The organism is Myceligenerans pegani, assembly GCF_014892515.1.
Taxonomy (GTDB): domain Bacteria; phylum Actinomycetota; class Actinomycetes; order Actinomycetales; family Cellulomonadaceae; genus Myceligenerans; species Myceligenerans pegani.
In genome coordinates this window covers 100,704-115,005 of record NZ_JADBGR010000104.1, presented here as the reverse complement: position 1 = coordinate 115,005, position 14,302 = coordinate 100,704, and the positions used below count along the sequence as shown (strand labels likewise).

Sequence of the window (14,302 nt, the reverse complement as noted above, 5' to 3'; positions counted from 1 at the left end):
CGGTCACGCCCGCTCCACGACCACGGTGGTCGCCTTGACCGAGGCGATGGCGCGGACGCCCGGCTCCAGGCCCAGCTCCGTGGCGGCCTCGGCGCTCATCAGGGAGACCATCCGGTACGGGCCGCAGACCATCTCGATCTGGGCCATCACGGTGTCCTTGGTGACGCGCGTGACGAGCCCCGTCATCCGGTTGCGTGCGCTCACGGAGCCGCTGCGGGTGCGCGCGTGCTCGCCGGTGTCGACGAGGGAGGCGGCCAGCTCCGCCAGTGCTGCGCCGGGGATGACCGCGCGCCCGTTTCGGGTGCCGGTGGGGACGCGCCCGGCGTCGGCCCAGCGCCGCATCGTGTCGTCGCTGACGCCGAGCAGCTCGGCGGCTTCCGCGATTCGGTACTCCATACGCTCACTGTGCCGCACCTGCGGGCAATATCCAAGATTTCTCCCGCGAGCGCGGGCCCCCCATCTGCCGTCCTCCGCGTGCGGATCCGGGGCACCGTGATTACCTGGAGGGAGACGCGAGCACCGCCACCGACCCGGCGCGCACGACAGACCCGGCGCACCGACATCCTCGAACGGAGCGGCTGACATGAACGGTCACAGCACGGACGGCCATATCGTCGTCGGCGTCGACGGCTCGCCCGACAGCGTCGTCGCGCTGGACTGGGCCACGACCGAGGCCCAGATCCGGGAGACGAGCCTGCTCGTCGTGTACGGCCTCCACACGTCGGTCACGGTCGGGCCGCTCGGGGGCACGACCGTCGTACCGGCTGCGGACGACCTGCGCCAGGCCGCCGAGGAGGTCCTCGCGGACGCCGGGCGGCGGGTCGACGAGCGAGCCCCGGGCGTCCGGCTGGACACCCACCTCGCCCTCCTTCCTCCCGGGGACGCCCTGCTCGAGGCGGCGCGCGACGGCGCGGGGCTGCTCGTCGTCGGCACCCGCGGGCTGGGCACCGCCGCGGCCATCGCGATGGGCTCCGTGAGCGGGCAGGTGGTGCCGCACGCGCCCTGCCCGACCGTGGTGGTGCCGTCGCCGGAGGACGTGCCGCCGGACGACGGGTCGATCGTCGTCGGGGTCGACGGATCGGAGCACGGCGACGCCGCCCTGCGGTTCGCGCTCCGGGAGGCGGCCCGGCGATCCGCGCGGCTCGTCGCGATCCACGCCTACCGCGCGGAGGCGCCGACCCTCCCGTTCTTCGATCCCGGGCACACGGAGGTCGCCGTCGAGGCCGAGCACCAGCACGCACAGGCGGAGACGCGCGCCGAGTCGTCGGTCAGCCAACTGGTCGCCCGCGCCGCCGCGGACGTCGGGGCCGCCGGACCCGAGCCCGACGTCACCGTGCGGGTCGCGGAGGGCCGGGCCGGCGACGTGCTGGTCGAGCTGTCGCGCGACGCCGCCCTCACCGTCGTCGGCACGCGCGGACGCGGCGAGATCCGGGCCGCGCTGCTCGGGTCCGTCAGCCACACCGTGGTCTCCCACGCGCGCCACCCGGTCGCCGTCGTCCGCGCGGACGCCGCCTGACCGCGACCCCTCTCCTACTCCACCGCCACCGCCATCAGGCGGTCGTCGTCGGGCCCGGGGTCGCCCCGGCCGTCCGTGTTGTTGGTGAGGAACCACAGGTCGCCGTCGGGCGACGCCGTGACGTCACGGAGCCGCCCGAACTCCCCCGCGTAGTACTCGGCGGACTCCGAGGGCTGCGCGACCGGCACGGCGCGGAGCACCGCACCGCGCAGGTTGGCGACGAAGATCGTGCCGCCGATGATCTCGATCCCGCTCGGGCTCGCCTCGGCCGGGCTCCACTGCTGCACCGGATCGACGTACCGCTCGTCGCCCGCCACGCCCTCGACGACCGGCCAGCCGTAGTTGCCGCCGGGCGTGATGACGTTCAGTTCGTCCCACGTGTTCTGCCCGAACTCCGAGGCGAACATCGTCCCGTCGTCGGCCCAGTCGATGCCCTGCGGGTTGCGGTGGCCGTAGCTGAGGACGAGCGAGCCGTCGAACGGGTTGTCGTCCGGGACGTCGCCGTCGGGCGTCATGCGCAGGATCTTCCCGGCCAGGCTGTCCAGGTCCTGCGCGGCGTCCCCGTCGCCCGCGTCGCCCGTCGTCACGTAGAGCATGCCGTCGGGCCCGAACGCGATCCGCCCGCCGTCGTGGAAGCTCGCGGACGGGATCCCGTCGAGGATCGTCTCGGCCTGCCCGAGGCCGAGCGAGCCGGGCTCACCCGTGAGCTCGATCCGCTGCACGCGGTTGCCGCCCGCCCCGGTCGAGTACGCGTAGAGGCGCCCGTCGTCGTCCACGGCCAGCCCGAGCAGGCCGCCCTCGCCCTCGGGGCTGACGCCCTCGATCGTGCCGACGACGCGCGTGCTCCCGTCGTCGAGCAGCTCCCGCACGTCGGCGCTGTCGCGCTCGCTGATCAGCGCCGTCGTACCGAGGAACGCGACCGACCAGGGGGCGGCGAGCCCGGTCGCCACGGCCCGTGGTTCCCCGACGGATTCGACGGCGGCCGCGGACGACGACGGCACGGCGGGCGTGGCCCGCGGCGCCGCCGGCGACGTGATCGGGTCCCGCTCCGGGCCCTCGCCCGGAGCGGCACCACATCCGGCGAGCGCGACACCGGCGACGACGACGAGCGCGAGTACGTTTGCGGTTCTCCTCATTCGCCCGAGTCTGTCGTGCTGTGGACGCGGATCCAAGCCCGGCCGCGATCGTCTACTGCCCCATGCTCCAGCCGAACCACTCACCGGCACCGACGAAGGTGACGGAGGCTCCGACGGGTGCGTCGCTGGACACCACTTCGCGCTGGTCGGCGACGTGATAGGGCGCCCCGGTGTCCTGGTTCAGGCTGAGCTCGGGGTCGCTGACCGGACCCTGGTCGGGATAGCCGATGGCGATCATCACGTGACCGGCGTGATCGGTGTCGGGCTGCACGCCGGAAGGTCCCTCCTCACCGGGTGCTCCGATCACCAGGTCGTCGTAGGCCAGGAGCGGGAGCACGGCCAGGGCCCCGCCGAAGTAGTCGTGCGTCTCCGGGCTTCCGGCAAGCCCGTAGGTTCCCTGCACCAGAACTCGATGCGACTGCCAGTAGCTGCTCGAGGACGAGCTGCCGTACACGACGAACACGGCTCCCGCGTCCACGGCGTCGGAAGAGCCGACCTTGACGTCTTCGCCCGGAACGCCGACGGCCAGGTCGTCGATGCCGTCGACGTCCAGGTCGCCCGCGGCCAGTGCGGTACCGAACCGGTCCCCGGTCTCGACCGCACCGCCGGCGTCGGACTGTTCGAGCACACCGTCGTACTCGGGGACCGGGCCCGCCCCGCTGCCGCGCGCCACGTACACGAGGCCGGCGTACGACGCGCCGGGGACGTCGTGGTCCGGCGCTCCGATCGCCAGGCCGGCCGAGCCGCCGGAACCGTCGAAGTCGCCGGCCGCGAGACTGGTGCCGAAGCGGGCGAACTGCTGGCCGGCCGGGGCCGCGAAGTCCGAGGCCTCCAGCATCTGGTACGACAGCAGGCTGTCGACCTGGCTGCGGAACACGTAGACGCGCCCGGCGTAGAGAATGCACTCCCACGTGCAGTTGAAGCCGTCGCCGGGCACAGAGGTCGCGGGAGCTCCGACGGCGAGGTCGTCACCTCCGCCGGCGACGAGCGGGGCCGCGGCGAGCGACCAGCCGAAGAGCTGGTGCGAGTTCTCGAGCGGGTTCTCCTTGTAGCCGCCGGTGAGCAGGGACACCGGCCCCAGCGGCCCGTTGAGCCAGCCGGCGGCGCTGCCGTAGACGACGGCGACGCTACCGGCCTGTTTCTCCGGATCGGAGTCGCGCGGGATGCCGACCGCCAGGTCGTCCCGGCCGTCCGCGTTGAAGTCACCGGCGGCGAGGGAGAACCCGAACCACTCCCCCGACGACGCCGTCCCCGGGACGTGGCTGTTGTTCTGGGAGAACCAGACGTAGGACCTCAGTGGCCGCTGGGTGTCGCCCCAGTAGATGTAGACGCGCCCGCCGGGCCGCGCCTGGGGAGCGCCGACGGCGAGGTCGGCGACCCCGTCGTGGTCGAAGTCGCCGCAGGACAGCGCGGCACCGAAGTCCGAGCCGCCCTCGACGTCCCCGGGCGGGTGGATGATCGCGGGCACGTGCGGGAAGTACCCGTCGTGGTACTCGATGTTCACCGCCCCGCGATTGTCCTCTCCGGGAACCCCGACGGCGAGGTCGTTGTGGCCGTCGTCGTCGAAGTCGCAGACGGTCTCGTCCGGATCCGGCGGGTCCGCCGCCGCCCCGGCCGGTACGGGGAGGACGACGAGTGCCAGCGTGGCGGCGAGGACGGATGACAGCAACCGGTACGGTGCCATGGTTGCCTCCTTCGCATGAGGACGGTGGAGCTGGACCCGCCCAGCCTGCTGCGAGGTCGCCGGTTCGCGACAGAGGACCAGCACCACCGTCGACCTGCAGTCGCCGGTAGGGCTTTCCGCACCGTGACGGTGCGGAAGGCACCCCGACCCGGTGGCACGCGGTGGACTACTGTGGCGGACATGGGTGGCTTGCGGCTCGTGCTCGCGGAGGACAACCTGCTGGTGCGGCAGGGGCTGGCGAGCCTTCTCCGCGGTGTCGAGGGGTTCGAGCTGTGCGCGGTCTGCGGCTCTCTGCCCGAGCTCCTGTCCGCCGTACGCCGGCACGTCCCGGACGTGGTGCTCACGGACATCCGGATGCCTCCCGACAACACCGACGAGGGCGTCCGGGCGGCTCGCGTGCTCCGCGACGAGTACCCCGACATCGGGGTCGTCGTGATCTCCCAGTTCGCCGATCCCGTCTACGCGCTCGAGGTGCTGCGCGGCGGGTCGCGGGGCCGGGCCTATCTGCTCAAGGACCACGTGGACGACCTGGACCAGCTGGTCCACGCGATCCGGGCCGCCGCGGCGGGCGGGTCCTACATCGACGGCGAGGTGGTCGAGACGATGATCCGGTCCCGGTCACGGCTCGTGGACTCGCCGATCGCTACCCTCACGCAGCGGGAGCGGGAGGTGCTGGCCGAGATCGCCACCGGGAGCAGCAACGCCGCGGTGGCCGAGTCGCTCGGCGTCACCCGCCACGCCGTGGAGAAGCACGCGAACTCGATCTTCGCCAAGCTCGGGCTCGTGGACGATCCGGAGGTCAACCGCCGGGTGAAGGCAGTCCTGCTCTTCCTCGCCGGCGACCCCGAGCATGCCCGTTGACCACCCGTCTCACGACGGGAGGCTCCGCAGGTTCGTGCTCTTCGACGCCGGGACCTGCGGCACCGCGGTCGTGGTGCTGCTGGCGGCCTGGCTCCTGGTCCACCGGTCCCCGTGGCTGCTCGCCCTGGCGGTGATGGTGGGCTGCGCCGGCCTGGCCATGCTGGCGGGCCTGCGGCCGCTCGCCCGGGGCGAGGCGGGCCGCACCGTGTCGTGGCTCGCCGTCGCGAACTGGGCGATCGCGATGGGCGCGACCGCCGTCGCCACCTTCGCCTGGCCGCTGATGGTCCTCGCCGCCCTGCTGCCGGCGGTCTTCGCGGCCCCCTACACCTCCGCCGGCCGTCTCCGGCCCTACCTGGTGGTGTCACTGGCGGTCGCCATGGGGGTCGCGGCTCTCGGCCTGCTCCAGGACTTCTCCGGACTCACCGGAGAACTTCCGGACTGGCTTCCCCCGACCGTCATCATCTTCTTCACACCGTTCCTGGGCGGCATGATCGCCCACCTCGGCCTGTCGAACAACGCGCGGCTGCGCAGGTTGCTCGACGAGACGCACCGTTCCAACGAGAGGCTGCTGGCCTCGCAGTCGGCGCTGCGCCGCCACGCCGAGGAGCTGCGGGCGTCGCGGGCACGGGTCGTCGCGGCCACCGACCGGGAGCGCCGGCGCATGGAGCGCGACCTGCACGACGGGACCCAGCAACGGCTCGTCGCGATGGGGCTGAAGCTCTCGATGATCCGGGAGCAGTGCCTGCGTGACCCGGAGCGGGCGGCCCTCGCCGTCGGGAACCTCCGCCACGACGTGCGCGAGGCGCAGGCCGAGCTGCGCCGGCTCACGCAGGGGATGTTCCCGCAGGTATTGACCGAGCACGGGCTCGTGGCAGCGCTCCAGTCCGCCGCCGACCGCCTGCCCAACACCGTCACGATGTCGTTGGCGGGCGTGTCCAGGTATCCGCCCGAGGTGGAGGCGGCGGTCTATTTCTGCTGCGTCGAGGCCTTGCAGAACGTCGCGAAGCACGCCGGCCACGAGGCCGTGGCACACGTCCGCCTCCGCGACGGCGACGACGGTGTGCTCTTCTTCGAGGTCGCCGACGACGGCCGCGGATTCGACCCCGGCACGGTGCGGGGCGGGAGCGGGCTCGAGAACCTGGCGGACCGCCTGGGAGCGGCCGGCGGCACGATCGAGGTCACGAGCGCACGCGGCGCGGGCACGATCGTGACCGGACAGGTCCCGGCACTCCGGACGCGGTGAGCGGGACCGGACCGCTTCCTCGCCGACATCCCTGGTCCATGCCATATTCCGTGCACTAGCCTGGCTCCACGGGACGCGATCCGGGCGAATCGCCGTCAGGGGGACTGTGCATGGAGAGCGGGCAGACGATCGCGGGCCAGTTCAGGCTCGAGGAGCGCCTGGGCCGGGGCGGGCAGGGCGAGGTCTGGAAGGCCGTGGAACTGCACCTCGAACGCCACGTCGCGCTGAAGCTGGCGCCCGGTCCCGAGCCCGGCGCCGCGCGCGGGCTCCTTCGCGAGGCCCGCAAGCTCGCGCGGGTCAACCATCCGAACGTGGTCACCGTCCACCGCACCGTCGCCGAGAAGGACGCCGACGGGAACGTCACGCGGATCTGGCTCGTCATGGAGTACGTGCCCGGGCGGACGCTCGCGGACCTGGGCCGGCTCCCGGTGCGCGACGTCGCCCGGTACGGCGCACAGCTCGCCGGCGGCCTGGCGAGCGTGCACGAGGCGGGCGTGCTGCACCAGGACATCAAGCCGTCCAACGTGCTCGTGACCGACGACGGCGTCGCCAAGCTGGCGGACTTCGGCGTCGCGCGAGACCTGCACGGCCTGACCACGCTGAGCGGCGACGCGCGGCTGATCGGCACCCCGGGCTACCTGTCCCCCGAGGCGGCCGAGACCGCCGACGTGAACGAGGCGAGCGACGTCTTCTCCCTCGGCGCCACGCTCTACCACGCCCTGGAGGGCACCAGCCCGTACGGCACCGGCGACGAACGCACCCTCCTCCACCGCACCCAGACGCAGCCCGTCCACCCGCTCACCCGCGGCGGCGAGATCGCGCCGCTCGTGCGGCGGATGCTCAGCACCAGTCCGCGCGGCCGCCCCACGCTCGAGCGGATCCGAGGCGACCTCGCCGCCGTCGCCGGCGAGCCGCGCGCCGGGCTGGGCGACGCGGTCCGGCGGGGTGTCACGGGCCGGCGCCGGTCCGTGCTCCTGGCGGCGGCCGCCGTCGCCGCCGTGGGCGCGCTCGTGTTCGGCCTGTGGCGGATGCTCGGTCCGTCGTCGGACACGGGGATCCCGCCCGGTGCGGCCCTCACGCCGGCCCCCTCGAGCCCTGCCCAGGCGGCCGGGCAGCCCGGTGCGGTCGGCGACGAGGCGACGGCGGATCCGTGCGCGCTGCTCGACGTCGACACGCTCGCGAGCTTCGGCGAAGCGCGCCTGGACACCGACCGCCGGGAGCTGAACCGGTGCGACGTGAGCATCACGGAGCCGTCCGGCGCCGAGCTCTTCGTCGAGCTCAAGATGTGGCGCAGCTCGTCCCGGCTGGACGGGGCGGGCGAGGCCGAGCAGCACGGCGTCGTCGGGGTCGTGCGGGCCGCCCCCGACCCGTCCGGGTTCTGCGAGCGGGACCTGCTCCTGCCGACGGGCGACCACGTCGTCGCCGTCGACGCGACGAGCGAGGCCGAGGTGAACGACCTGTGCGCGGTCGCGGACTCCGCCGTGGAGACCGCCGTCGCGCGGCTCAACGCGGGCGAGATCCCGCGCCGGCTCTTCACGCCGGAACCCGGGGCGCTGCTCAGCCAGAACGCCTGCCACCTGGGAGAGGACGCGGCCGTCGACGCCTTCCTGGACGGGCGCCCGCTCGAGGACCGGGTCGTGGGCTTCGCCGCGTGGGACTGCCGCTGGGACAACGCCGCCGGGGAGGAGCTCCGCGTGCTCTTCCAGCACCACGAGCCGCTCGGCGACCACGACGGCCGCCGCATCACCCTGGGCGGGTACGACGCGTACGTGGGCGAGGACTCCTGGGGGCGGGACACGTGCATCGTCAGCGTGGTGGCCGCCGAGCGCCCGGACGCCGACGGCGGCGCCTCGACCACGGCCGATCTCGTGCGCGTCGTCATCGAGGGCACGGGCGACAAGCCGCTCGAGACGCTGTGCAACGAGACGACGGCGGCGGCACGCGCGGTCGCCGAGGCGCTGCCGGGCTGAGGTCGGGAGCGGACCGGGAGGGGTCTCGGTACCCTCGTGCCACGCTTCCCGCCGAGGCGACTCAGGAGGCCGACATGACGACCACGCAGCACGACAGCAAGCTCGAGAAGCTCCCTCCGACGCAGGCGAGCCTGGCGCACGGGGTGGCGGACCGCGATCCCGGGACCCTGTACGTGCTCTCCTTCGGCGGCGGGGTGAAACATCCGCCGCAGCCGGGGGTGGAGGTCACGTTCGGTCGCGAGAAGCCCGCGGTTCAGGTGCTCGTGGGCGGCGACGACCGCAGCGTCAGCCGCAGGCACGGCGTCCTGCGGTACGACGACGGCGCCTGGTGGCTGCGCAACAGCGGCCGGCGCAACCTCCAGCTCCCGGGCACGACGCAGCTCTTCCACGAGAGCGCGCCCTACCCGCTCACCCCCGGGTACACGCCCGTGTTCATCCGGACCTCGGCGAGCCGGACGCACCTGGTCGAGATCTACGTGTCCGACGGGACGGGCAACGGGCCGCGGCCCGTGTACGGGGAGCCGACGTTCGACGGGCAGACGTGGGCGCTCTCCCCCGCGGAGAAGCTCGCCGTCGTGGCGACCGCCCAGCCCTACCTCCTGTACGAGCGGCACCCGGAACCGTGGTCCCGGGAGGCGGTCGCGGCCCTGCTGCGCGACGTCGACCGTGGCGAACGATGGAGCAAGTCCAAGGTCGGCCGGATCGTGGACGGCGTGCGGGAGCGCCTGTCCTCGAAGGGCGTCCCGGGCCTGACTGCGGCCGAGGTCGGCAGCCCCGTCGGGAACCGGCTCAAGCACAACCTGGTGGTGGAGCTCATGGCGTCCCGCACGATCGTCCCGCCGGACCTGGACCTGCTGGACGCGAACCGGTGACCGACCCGCGCCTGCCTGGGACAATCGTCTCGTGACCACGATCCGGGCCGTGCGCGGTGACATCACCGAGCAGCGCGTGGACGCCGTTGTGAACGCCGCGAACCGCGCGATGCGCGGCGGTGGCGGGGTCGACGGCGCGATCCACGGCGTCGGCGGGCCCGAGATCCTCGCCGACTGCCGCCGGCGGTTCCCGAACGGCCTGGCGACGGGTGACGCCGGCTGGACGACCGCCGGGAACCTGCCGGCGCGATGGGTGATCCACACCGTGGGGCCCAACTGGAACCGCGGCGAGCGCGACCGGGAGCTCCTCGTGTCGTGCTACCGCCGCGTCCTGGAGACCGCCGACGAGCTGGGCGCGACGACGATCGCCGTCCCGCTCATCGGCGCGGGATCGTTCGGCTGGCCGGTCGACGACGCCGTCCGGGTCGCCGTCGAGACCCTCGCCACGACGCCGTCGCGGGTCGAGGTGATCACGGTGGTCGCGTTCAGCGAAGAGCTCCTCCGCGAGGTCGAGCGGCAGCTGACCCTGTCCCGCCGCGACGACCAGGGCCACCGCTAGGAGATCGCGTGATCTGCGGTGGTCGGCGCACGCCCGCGTCGCTCACGGCGTGAGCAGGAGCTTGCCACGGACGGCGCGGTCCTCCAGCGCGCGGTGGGCGTCGGCGGCCCGGTCCAGCGGCAGCGCACCGGCCACGAGTGTTCGCAGCTCACCGGCCGCGAGGTGGCCCACGAGCGTGGCGAGGTCGTCGCGGACCTGGCCCGGTGCGCGACGCACCGCCGCGCTCAACCGGTACGTCCGGACCCGCCTGCCGTTCGGCAGCGCCGACCACCCGAGCACGCGCGCCGCCTGACGCAGCAGCGCGGGCCGGTCGAGTCCCGCCAAGAAGCCGAAGGACACCAGCACGCCGCCGTCGGACAGCGCCCGCAGGGAGCGGGTCAGCCCGTCGCCGCCGATCGAGTCGAGGACGACGTCCGGCGCGATCCCGCGGAGGTCCGCCGACGCGTCGTCGACGAACTCGGCGCCGAACGACCGCACGACGTCGCGGCCGCGCGCCGAGGCGCTGCCGAACACGACCGCGCCGGCCCGCGCGGCGAGGTCGAGCAGCGCCGTCCCCACGCCGCCGGAGGCGCCGCGCACGAGGACCCGGTCCCCCGGCCCGACGTCGGCCACCCGATGCAGCAGCTGGTACGCCGTGACGTAGTTCAGCGGGAGGCAGGCCGCCGCGTGCAGGTCGGTCCCGTCGGGGACGGGGACCAGGCGCTCGGCCGGTACGACGGCGTGGCTGGTGTAGCCGCCGGCCGGCACCAGGGCGACCACCCGCCGGCCGAGCCATTCGGCCGGCACCCCGCCCCCGACGTCCTCGACGTGACCCGCGACGTCCCAGCCGGGTACGAACGGTGGCCTGGGCCCGCGGGGATACCGGCCGGAGCGCATCAGCGCGTCGGCTCGTGCCACACCGGACGCGAGCACGCGCACCAGCGCCTGTCCCGGCCCTGGCAGCGGGAGCGGGTCCGTCCGCGGGCGCAGCACCGAGGGATCGCCGAACCGCTCCACGACGACGCTCCGCCGGACGGCCGTCATACGTGCCGACCGGTCGCGTGGCGGCGGGTCATGTCGTGACCGGTCATCGTGCCCCGGCTGGTCGTCCCGTGGTCACCGATCGTGCCTTCGCCGGTCGTCTTGTCGCCGGTCATTCCGTGGCCGGTCATTCCGTGGCGCCCGGTCCTGTCGTGGCGGCAGGTCCTGTCATCGCGGCCGGCCCCGACCGGGCGATCAACGCCGCGAGGACCACCGCGGCCACGGCGCCGAGCAGGCTCGCCCCGCCGAACCGCCCGTCGACCGCGTACGACGCGACGGACGTCATGAGCACACCCGCGGTGAGCCCGAACGCGAAGAGCAGGGCGCGGCTCGCCCAGCGCGCCGGGGTCAGCGCGGCGGCCACGAGGGTCACGCACAGGACGAGGTCAGGGACCAGGAACAGGTTGTCCGGTCGCCATGAGTCGTGGATGAACAGGAAGGCGAACGTGGCGACGCTCAGCGCGAGCGCCGCCACCCTGCCGGTCGTGATGATGCGCATTCCGGTCTCCTCCGGTCGAGCGATTCCGCACGGGCGTCCCGCACGGCAGATCCCACGCGGGCAGCCGATGCCGAACCGATCCGCCCGTATGTCTACAGCGTAGACATACGGGCATGCCGATGTCTACGTCGTAGACTCGGAAGCCCTCTCGAACGAAGGGTTCACATGGCCAGGCCCGCACGCCTCACTCCCGCGGCGATCGCGGCGGCGGCGCTGCGGCTCGGCGACCGCGAGGGCGCCGCCGCGATGTCGATGCGCCGCATCGCCGCCGACCTCGACTGCGACCCGATGGCGCTGTACCGCCACTTCGCCGATCGCGAGGCGCTGCTGGACGCCGTCGCGGACGCCGCACTCGCGGACGCGCGGGATCCCGGCCCCGCGACGCCGTGGGACGAGCGGGTGCGCGCGATCACCTTCGCGATCCGGTCCTCGGCGCTGCGGCATCCCGGCATCGCCGCGCACGTCGCCGCGCGGCCGCCACTCGGCGAGAACGGCAGGCGGCTGGGCGCCGGGCTGTTCGCCGCCCTGGCCGAGGCGGGCCTGGCACCGGCCGACGTCGTGCGGTCCTCGCAGGCACTGATCGCCTACCTCGCCGCGGCCCTGGCGATGAGCGTGCAGGCAGGCAGCCGCGACGCCCGCTGGGAGCAGGTCAGCCACGCGGTCGCCGGCCTCCCGGACGGACCCCCGGGTGAGGAGATGTTCGCCGTGGGCTCGGAGGAACAGTTCGAGTACGGGCTCCGCCTCCTGATCAACGGCATCCGCGCCGAGGCCGCCACCTAGACAGGGCGTCCGGACAGGAGGTTCCGCCTGCGCGGAACGACCTGTCGACGGTGAACGACGTACCCGCCCGACGACTTCACCCGTCGTTCCCGCGCCGAAGGCCTCTTCGGCGGCGAGAATGAGCGGAGCAGCTCATCGACGAGCAAGGGAGTGACCGATGGACGAGGACGGAACCACCGACCCCCGAGAGGCCCTGGCCGAGCGGCTCATCGAGGATGTGACCCGGTCGCTGGAGACCCTCAGCGTCCACCTGGGCCTCGAACTCGGGCTCTACCGAGCGCTCGCGGATCTCGGCGCGATCACCCCGGGCAAGCTGTCGGACACCGCGAACATCGACCGACGCTACGCCCGCGAGTGGCTCGAACAGCAGGCCGCCGCCGGGTACATCGCGTGCGAGGACCCCACGGCACCCGCCGAGGAGCGTCGTTACCTGCTGCCTGAAGGCCATGCCGAGGTGCTGCTCGACGGCGACAGTCTCTTCCACGCCGCGCCCGGCGTGATCATGTTCGGCGGCGTCGTCGACGTGATGCGTCGCCTGCCACGGGCGTACCGCACCGGCGAAGGCGTGCCCTACAGCGAATACGGTGAGGATATCCGCCGCGGCATCGCCGCCTTCAACCGCCCGCAGTACCTGCACGAGCTGCCGAACTGGCTCAGGTCCGTCCCCGATCTGGACGGGCGACTGCGGGCGGCCGAGCGGCCACGCCTGCTCGACCTGGGATGCGGCATCGGGCAGTCGACGCTCGCGCTCGCGCGCGCGTATCCGGGCGCGAGCGTCCTCGGCGTCGACCTCGACGAGGACTCGGCGGCCGAGGCCCGCCAGGCAGCCGCCGCGGCCCGCCTGGACGACCGGGTTCACTTCACGGTCGCGGACGCCGCCTCGCTTGCCACCGACGGGCCGTTCGACCTGATCACGATGTTCGAGACGTTGCATGACATGGGCGACCCGGTCGGGGCCCTGCGCACCGCCCGCTCCCTCCTGGCCGCAGGAGGTGAGGTGCTGGTCGCCGACGAGCGCGTCGCCGACGAGTTCACCGCGCCTGCCGATCTGGTCGAGCGCTTCCAGTTCGGATGGTCGGTCACGCATTGCCTCCCGGCGACGCTCGCCGAGGATCCGGTCGAGGCCAACGGCACGATTCTGCGCGGGCCGACCGTGGCCAGATGGGCCGACACGGCCGGATTCGGGTCGTTCGAGGTCGCGCCGATCGAGAACGACTTCTGGCGCTTCTACCGCATGAGTGACTGACAGATCGCGGGGAGGTGCGGTCGGTGATCCCGCTGGAGCAGTCAGCCTCCCACGACGCGGAGCCTGCCCGGGCGCCTGCCCGCGAGCCCGTCGAGGGCTGACTCGGCCACGGCGTCAGCCGGGAGGTGGACGACGACGTGCTGGTCGTCGTCCGCGGACAGCTCCAGCACCTCGTAGGCGAGACGGAGCTCGCCTGCCTCCGGGTGGTGGAACCTCGTGATGCCGGTGGCCGCCGCCAGGCCCGGGACCGTCTCCACCCGCCGGGTGAACTCCCCGCCCGCGGCGACCGTCAGCTCGTCGGCGAGCGCCGCGACGTCGGCATCGGCGCGGAAGGGTCCCTGCTTCAGCGTCGCGACCACCTCGTCGGCGCGGTGGTCCCAGTCCGGGTAGCAGGCGCGGGCGCGGGGATCGGTGAAGACGAACCGGGCGAGGTTGGCCCGCCCCTCGCCGTCGTCGAACAACCCGGTGGGCTCCATGAGCCGCCGGTATCCGTCGGTGCAGGCGAGGACCTCGGTCAGACGGTTGAGGACGACGGCGGCCGCCGGTTCCAGGCGCTCGAGGATCGCCCGGACGGCCGGGCGCACCTCCCGATTGGGGTGCACGTCGCCCAGGCAGCTGAATCCGCTGTCGCCGCCCTTGGTGAGGCGGTACAGGTGGACGCGCTCGCTGGGCGCGAGGCGCAGCGCGTCGGCGAGGGCCGAGAGGACCGACGGCGACGGGTGCCGGTCCCGCCCCTGTTCGAGGCGGGTGACGTACTCGACGCTCACGCCGGCCAGCGTCGCCAGCTCGGCCCGCCGGAGGCCGGGTGTCCTGCGGCGCGCACCCGCGGGCAGGCCGACCTGCGCGGGCGTGACGGCCTCGCGGCGGTTCCGCAGGAACAGTCCCAGCTCGTTGTCGCTCACCCTGTGCACGGTAC

14 protein-coding genes are annotated in these 14,302 nt (G+C 73.5%); 8 read left to right on the top strand and 6 right to left on the bottom strand.

Translation table 11 applies throughout. From position 1 onward, the window contains the following. Nucleotides 1-3: 3 nt before the first annotated feature. Nucleotides 4-396, bottom strand: coding sequence for a TOBE domain-containing protein (locus IIE03_RS18460; RefSeq protein ID WP_192864232.1), 393 nt, complete (start codon nucleotides 394-396; stop codon nucleotides 4-6). A 187-nt stretch (nucleotides 397-583) separates the two neighbouring features. Here IIE03_RS18460 and IIE03_RS18455 point away from each other — a divergent pair, with 187 nt between their 5' ends. Continuing rightward, nucleotides 584-1,516, top strand: coding sequence for a universal stress protein (locus IIE03_RS18455; protein WP_192864231.1), 933 nt, complete (start codon nucleotides 584-586; stop codon nucleotides 1,514-1,516). A 14-nt stretch (nucleotides 1,517-1,530) separates the two neighbouring features. Here the strand turns inward: IIE03_RS18455 and IIE03_RS18450 are convergent, their stop codons facing one another. Together IIE03_RS18450 and IIE03_RS18445 are read right to left on the bottom strand one after the other, a co-directional pair. After that, nucleotides 1,531-2,652, bottom strand: coding sequence for a PQQ-dependent sugar dehydrogenase (locus tag IIE03_RS18450; protein ID WP_192864230.1), 1,122 nt, complete (start codon nucleotides 2,650-2,652; stop codon nucleotides 1,531-1,533). A 52-nt stretch (nucleotides 2,653-2,704) separates the two neighbouring features. Next, complete coding sequence (locus IIE03_RS18445; RefSeq protein WP_192864229.1) at nucleotides 2,705-4,336, bottom strand: FG-GAP-like repeat-containing protein; 1,632 nt, start codon at nucleotides 4,334-4,336, stop codon at nucleotides 2,705-2,707. A 180-nt stretch (nucleotides 4,337-4,516) separates the two neighbouring features. Between IIE03_RS18445 and IIE03_RS18440 the strand changes: the two genes are divergently transcribed. From IIE03_RS18440 to IIE03_RS18420, 5 genes are all read left to right on the top strand, one after another. Beyond that, entirely contained in the window at nucleotides 4,517-5,197 is a 681-nt protein-coding gene (locus IIE03_RS18440) for a response regulator transcription factor (RefSeq protein ID WP_192864228.1), read from the top strand. Further along, on the top strand, nucleotides 5,187-6,440 hold the full coding sequence (locus IIE03_RS18435; RefSeq protein WP_192864227.1) for a histidine kinase: 1,254 nt from the start codon (nucleotides 5,187-5,189) through the stop codon (nucleotides 6,438-6,440). The genes IIE03_RS18440 and IIE03_RS18435 overlap by 11 nt, the downstream gene beginning before the upstream one ends. A 110-nt stretch (nucleotides 6,441-6,550) precedes the next feature. After that, a complete protein-coding gene (locus tag IIE03_RS18430; protein ID WP_192864226.1) occupies nucleotides 6,551-8,410 on the top strand; it encodes a serine/threonine-protein kinase in 1,860 nt (619 codons plus the stop codon). 74 nt (nucleotides 8,411-8,484) lie between these two features. Then, entirely contained in the window at nucleotides 8,485-9,282 is a 798-nt protein-coding gene (locus IIE03_RS18425) for an FHA domain-containing protein (protein WP_192864225.1), read from the top strand. Nucleotides 9,283-9,313: 31 nt separating this feature from the next. Further along, on the top strand, nucleotides 9,314-9,841 hold the full coding sequence (locus IIE03_RS18420; RefSeq protein ID WP_192864224.1) for an O-acetyl-ADP-ribose deacetylase: 528 nt from the start codon (nucleotides 9,314-9,316) through the stop codon (nucleotides 9,839-9,841). Nucleotides 9,842-9,883: 42 nt separating this feature from the next. Here IIE03_RS18420 and IIE03_RS18415 read toward each other — a convergent pair whose 3' ends face one another. After that, nucleotides 9,884-10,864, bottom strand: coding sequence for a zinc-binding dehydrogenase (locus IIE03_RS18415; protein WP_192864223.1), 981 nt, complete (start codon nucleotides 10,862-10,864; stop codon nucleotides 9,884-9,886). Between the two features lie 124 nt (nucleotides 10,865-10,988). Beyond that, nucleotides 10,989-11,360: a hypothetical protein gene (locus IIE03_RS18410; protein WP_192864222.1), complete on the bottom strand. Its 372-nt coding sequence runs from the start codon at nucleotides 11,358-11,360 to the stop codon at nucleotides 10,989-10,991. 165 nt (nucleotides 11,361-11,525) lie between these two features. Here IIE03_RS18410 and IIE03_RS18405 point away from each other — a divergent pair, with 165 nt between their 5' ends. Together IIE03_RS18405 and IIE03_RS18400 are read left to right on the top strand one after the other, a co-directional pair. Next, nucleotides 11,526-12,140, top strand: coding sequence for a TetR/AcrR family transcriptional regulator C-terminal domain-containing protein (locus IIE03_RS18405; RefSeq protein WP_192864221.1), 615 nt, complete (start codon nucleotides 11,526-11,528; stop codon nucleotides 12,138-12,140). 157 nt (nucleotides 12,141-12,297) lie between these two features. Continuing rightward, complete coding sequence (locus tag IIE03_RS18400; protein WP_192864220.1) at nucleotides 12,298-13,386, top strand: class I SAM-dependent methyltransferase; 1,089 nt, start codon at nucleotides 12,298-12,300, stop codon at nucleotides 13,384-13,386. Nucleotides 13,387-13,427: 41 nt separating this feature from the next. Here IIE03_RS18400 and IIE03_RS18395 read toward each other — a convergent pair whose 3' ends face one another. After that, a complete protein-coding gene (locus tag IIE03_RS18395; RefSeq protein WP_192864219.1) occupies nucleotides 13,428-14,288 on the bottom strand; it encodes a helix-turn-helix domain-containing protein in 861 nt (286 codons plus the stop codon). Between the last annotated feature and the right edge of the window lie 14 nt (nucleotides 14,289-14,302).

What these genes read in the sequence shown, in the direction of transcription:
- IIE03_RS18415 (WP_192864223.1), bottom strand. Translation starts at nt 10,864, where the DNA reads ATGACGGCCGTCCGGCGGAGCGTCGTCGTGGAGCGGTTCGGCGATCCC.
- IIE03_RS18450 (WP_192864230.1), bottom strand. Translation starts at nt 2,652, where the DNA reads ATGAGGAGAACCGCAAACGTACTCGCGCTCGTCGTCGTCGCCGGTGTC.
- IIE03_RS18455 (WP_192864231.1), top strand. Translation starts at nt 584, where the DNA reads ATGAACGGTCACAGCACGGACGGCCATATCGTCGTCGGCGTCGACGGC.
- IIE03_RS18405 (WP_192864221.1), top strand. Translation starts at nt 11,526, where the DNA reads ATGGCCAGGCCCGCACGCCTCACTCCCGCGGCGATCGCGGCGGCGGCG.
- IIE03_RS18460 (WP_192864232.1), bottom strand. Translation starts at nt 396, where the DNA reads ATGGAGTACCGAATCGCGGAAGCCGCCGAGCTGCTCGGCGTCAGCGAC.
- IIE03_RS18425 (WP_192864225.1), top strand. Translation starts at nt 8,485, where the DNA reads ATGACGACCACGCAGCACGACAGCAAGCTCGAGAAGCTCCCTCCGACG.
- IIE03_RS18445 (WP_192864229.1), bottom strand. Translation starts at nt 4,336, where the DNA reads ATGGCACCGTACCGGTTGCTGTCATCCGTCCTCGCCGCCACGCTGGCA.
- IIE03_RS18435 (WP_192864227.1), top strand. Translation starts at nt 5,187, where the DNA reads ATGCCCGTTGACCACCCGTCTCACGACGGGAGGCTCCGCAGGTTCGTG.
- IIE03_RS18410 (WP_192864222.1), bottom strand. Translation starts at nt 11,360, where the DNA reads ATGCGCATCATCACGACCGGCAGGGTGGCGGCGCTCGCGCTGAGCGTC.
- IIE03_RS18430 (WP_192864226.1), top strand. Translation starts at nt 6,551, where the DNA reads ATGGAGAGCGGGCAGACGATCGCGGGCCAGTTCAGGCTCGAGGAGCGC.
- IIE03_RS18440 (WP_192864228.1), top strand. Translation starts at nt 4,517, where the DNA reads ATGGGTGGCTTGCGGCTCGTGCTCGCGGAGGACAACCTGCTGGTGCGG.
- IIE03_RS18400 (WP_192864220.1), top strand. Translation starts at nt 12,298, where the DNA reads ATGGACGAGGACGGAACCACCGACCCCCGAGAGGCCCTGGCCGAGCGG.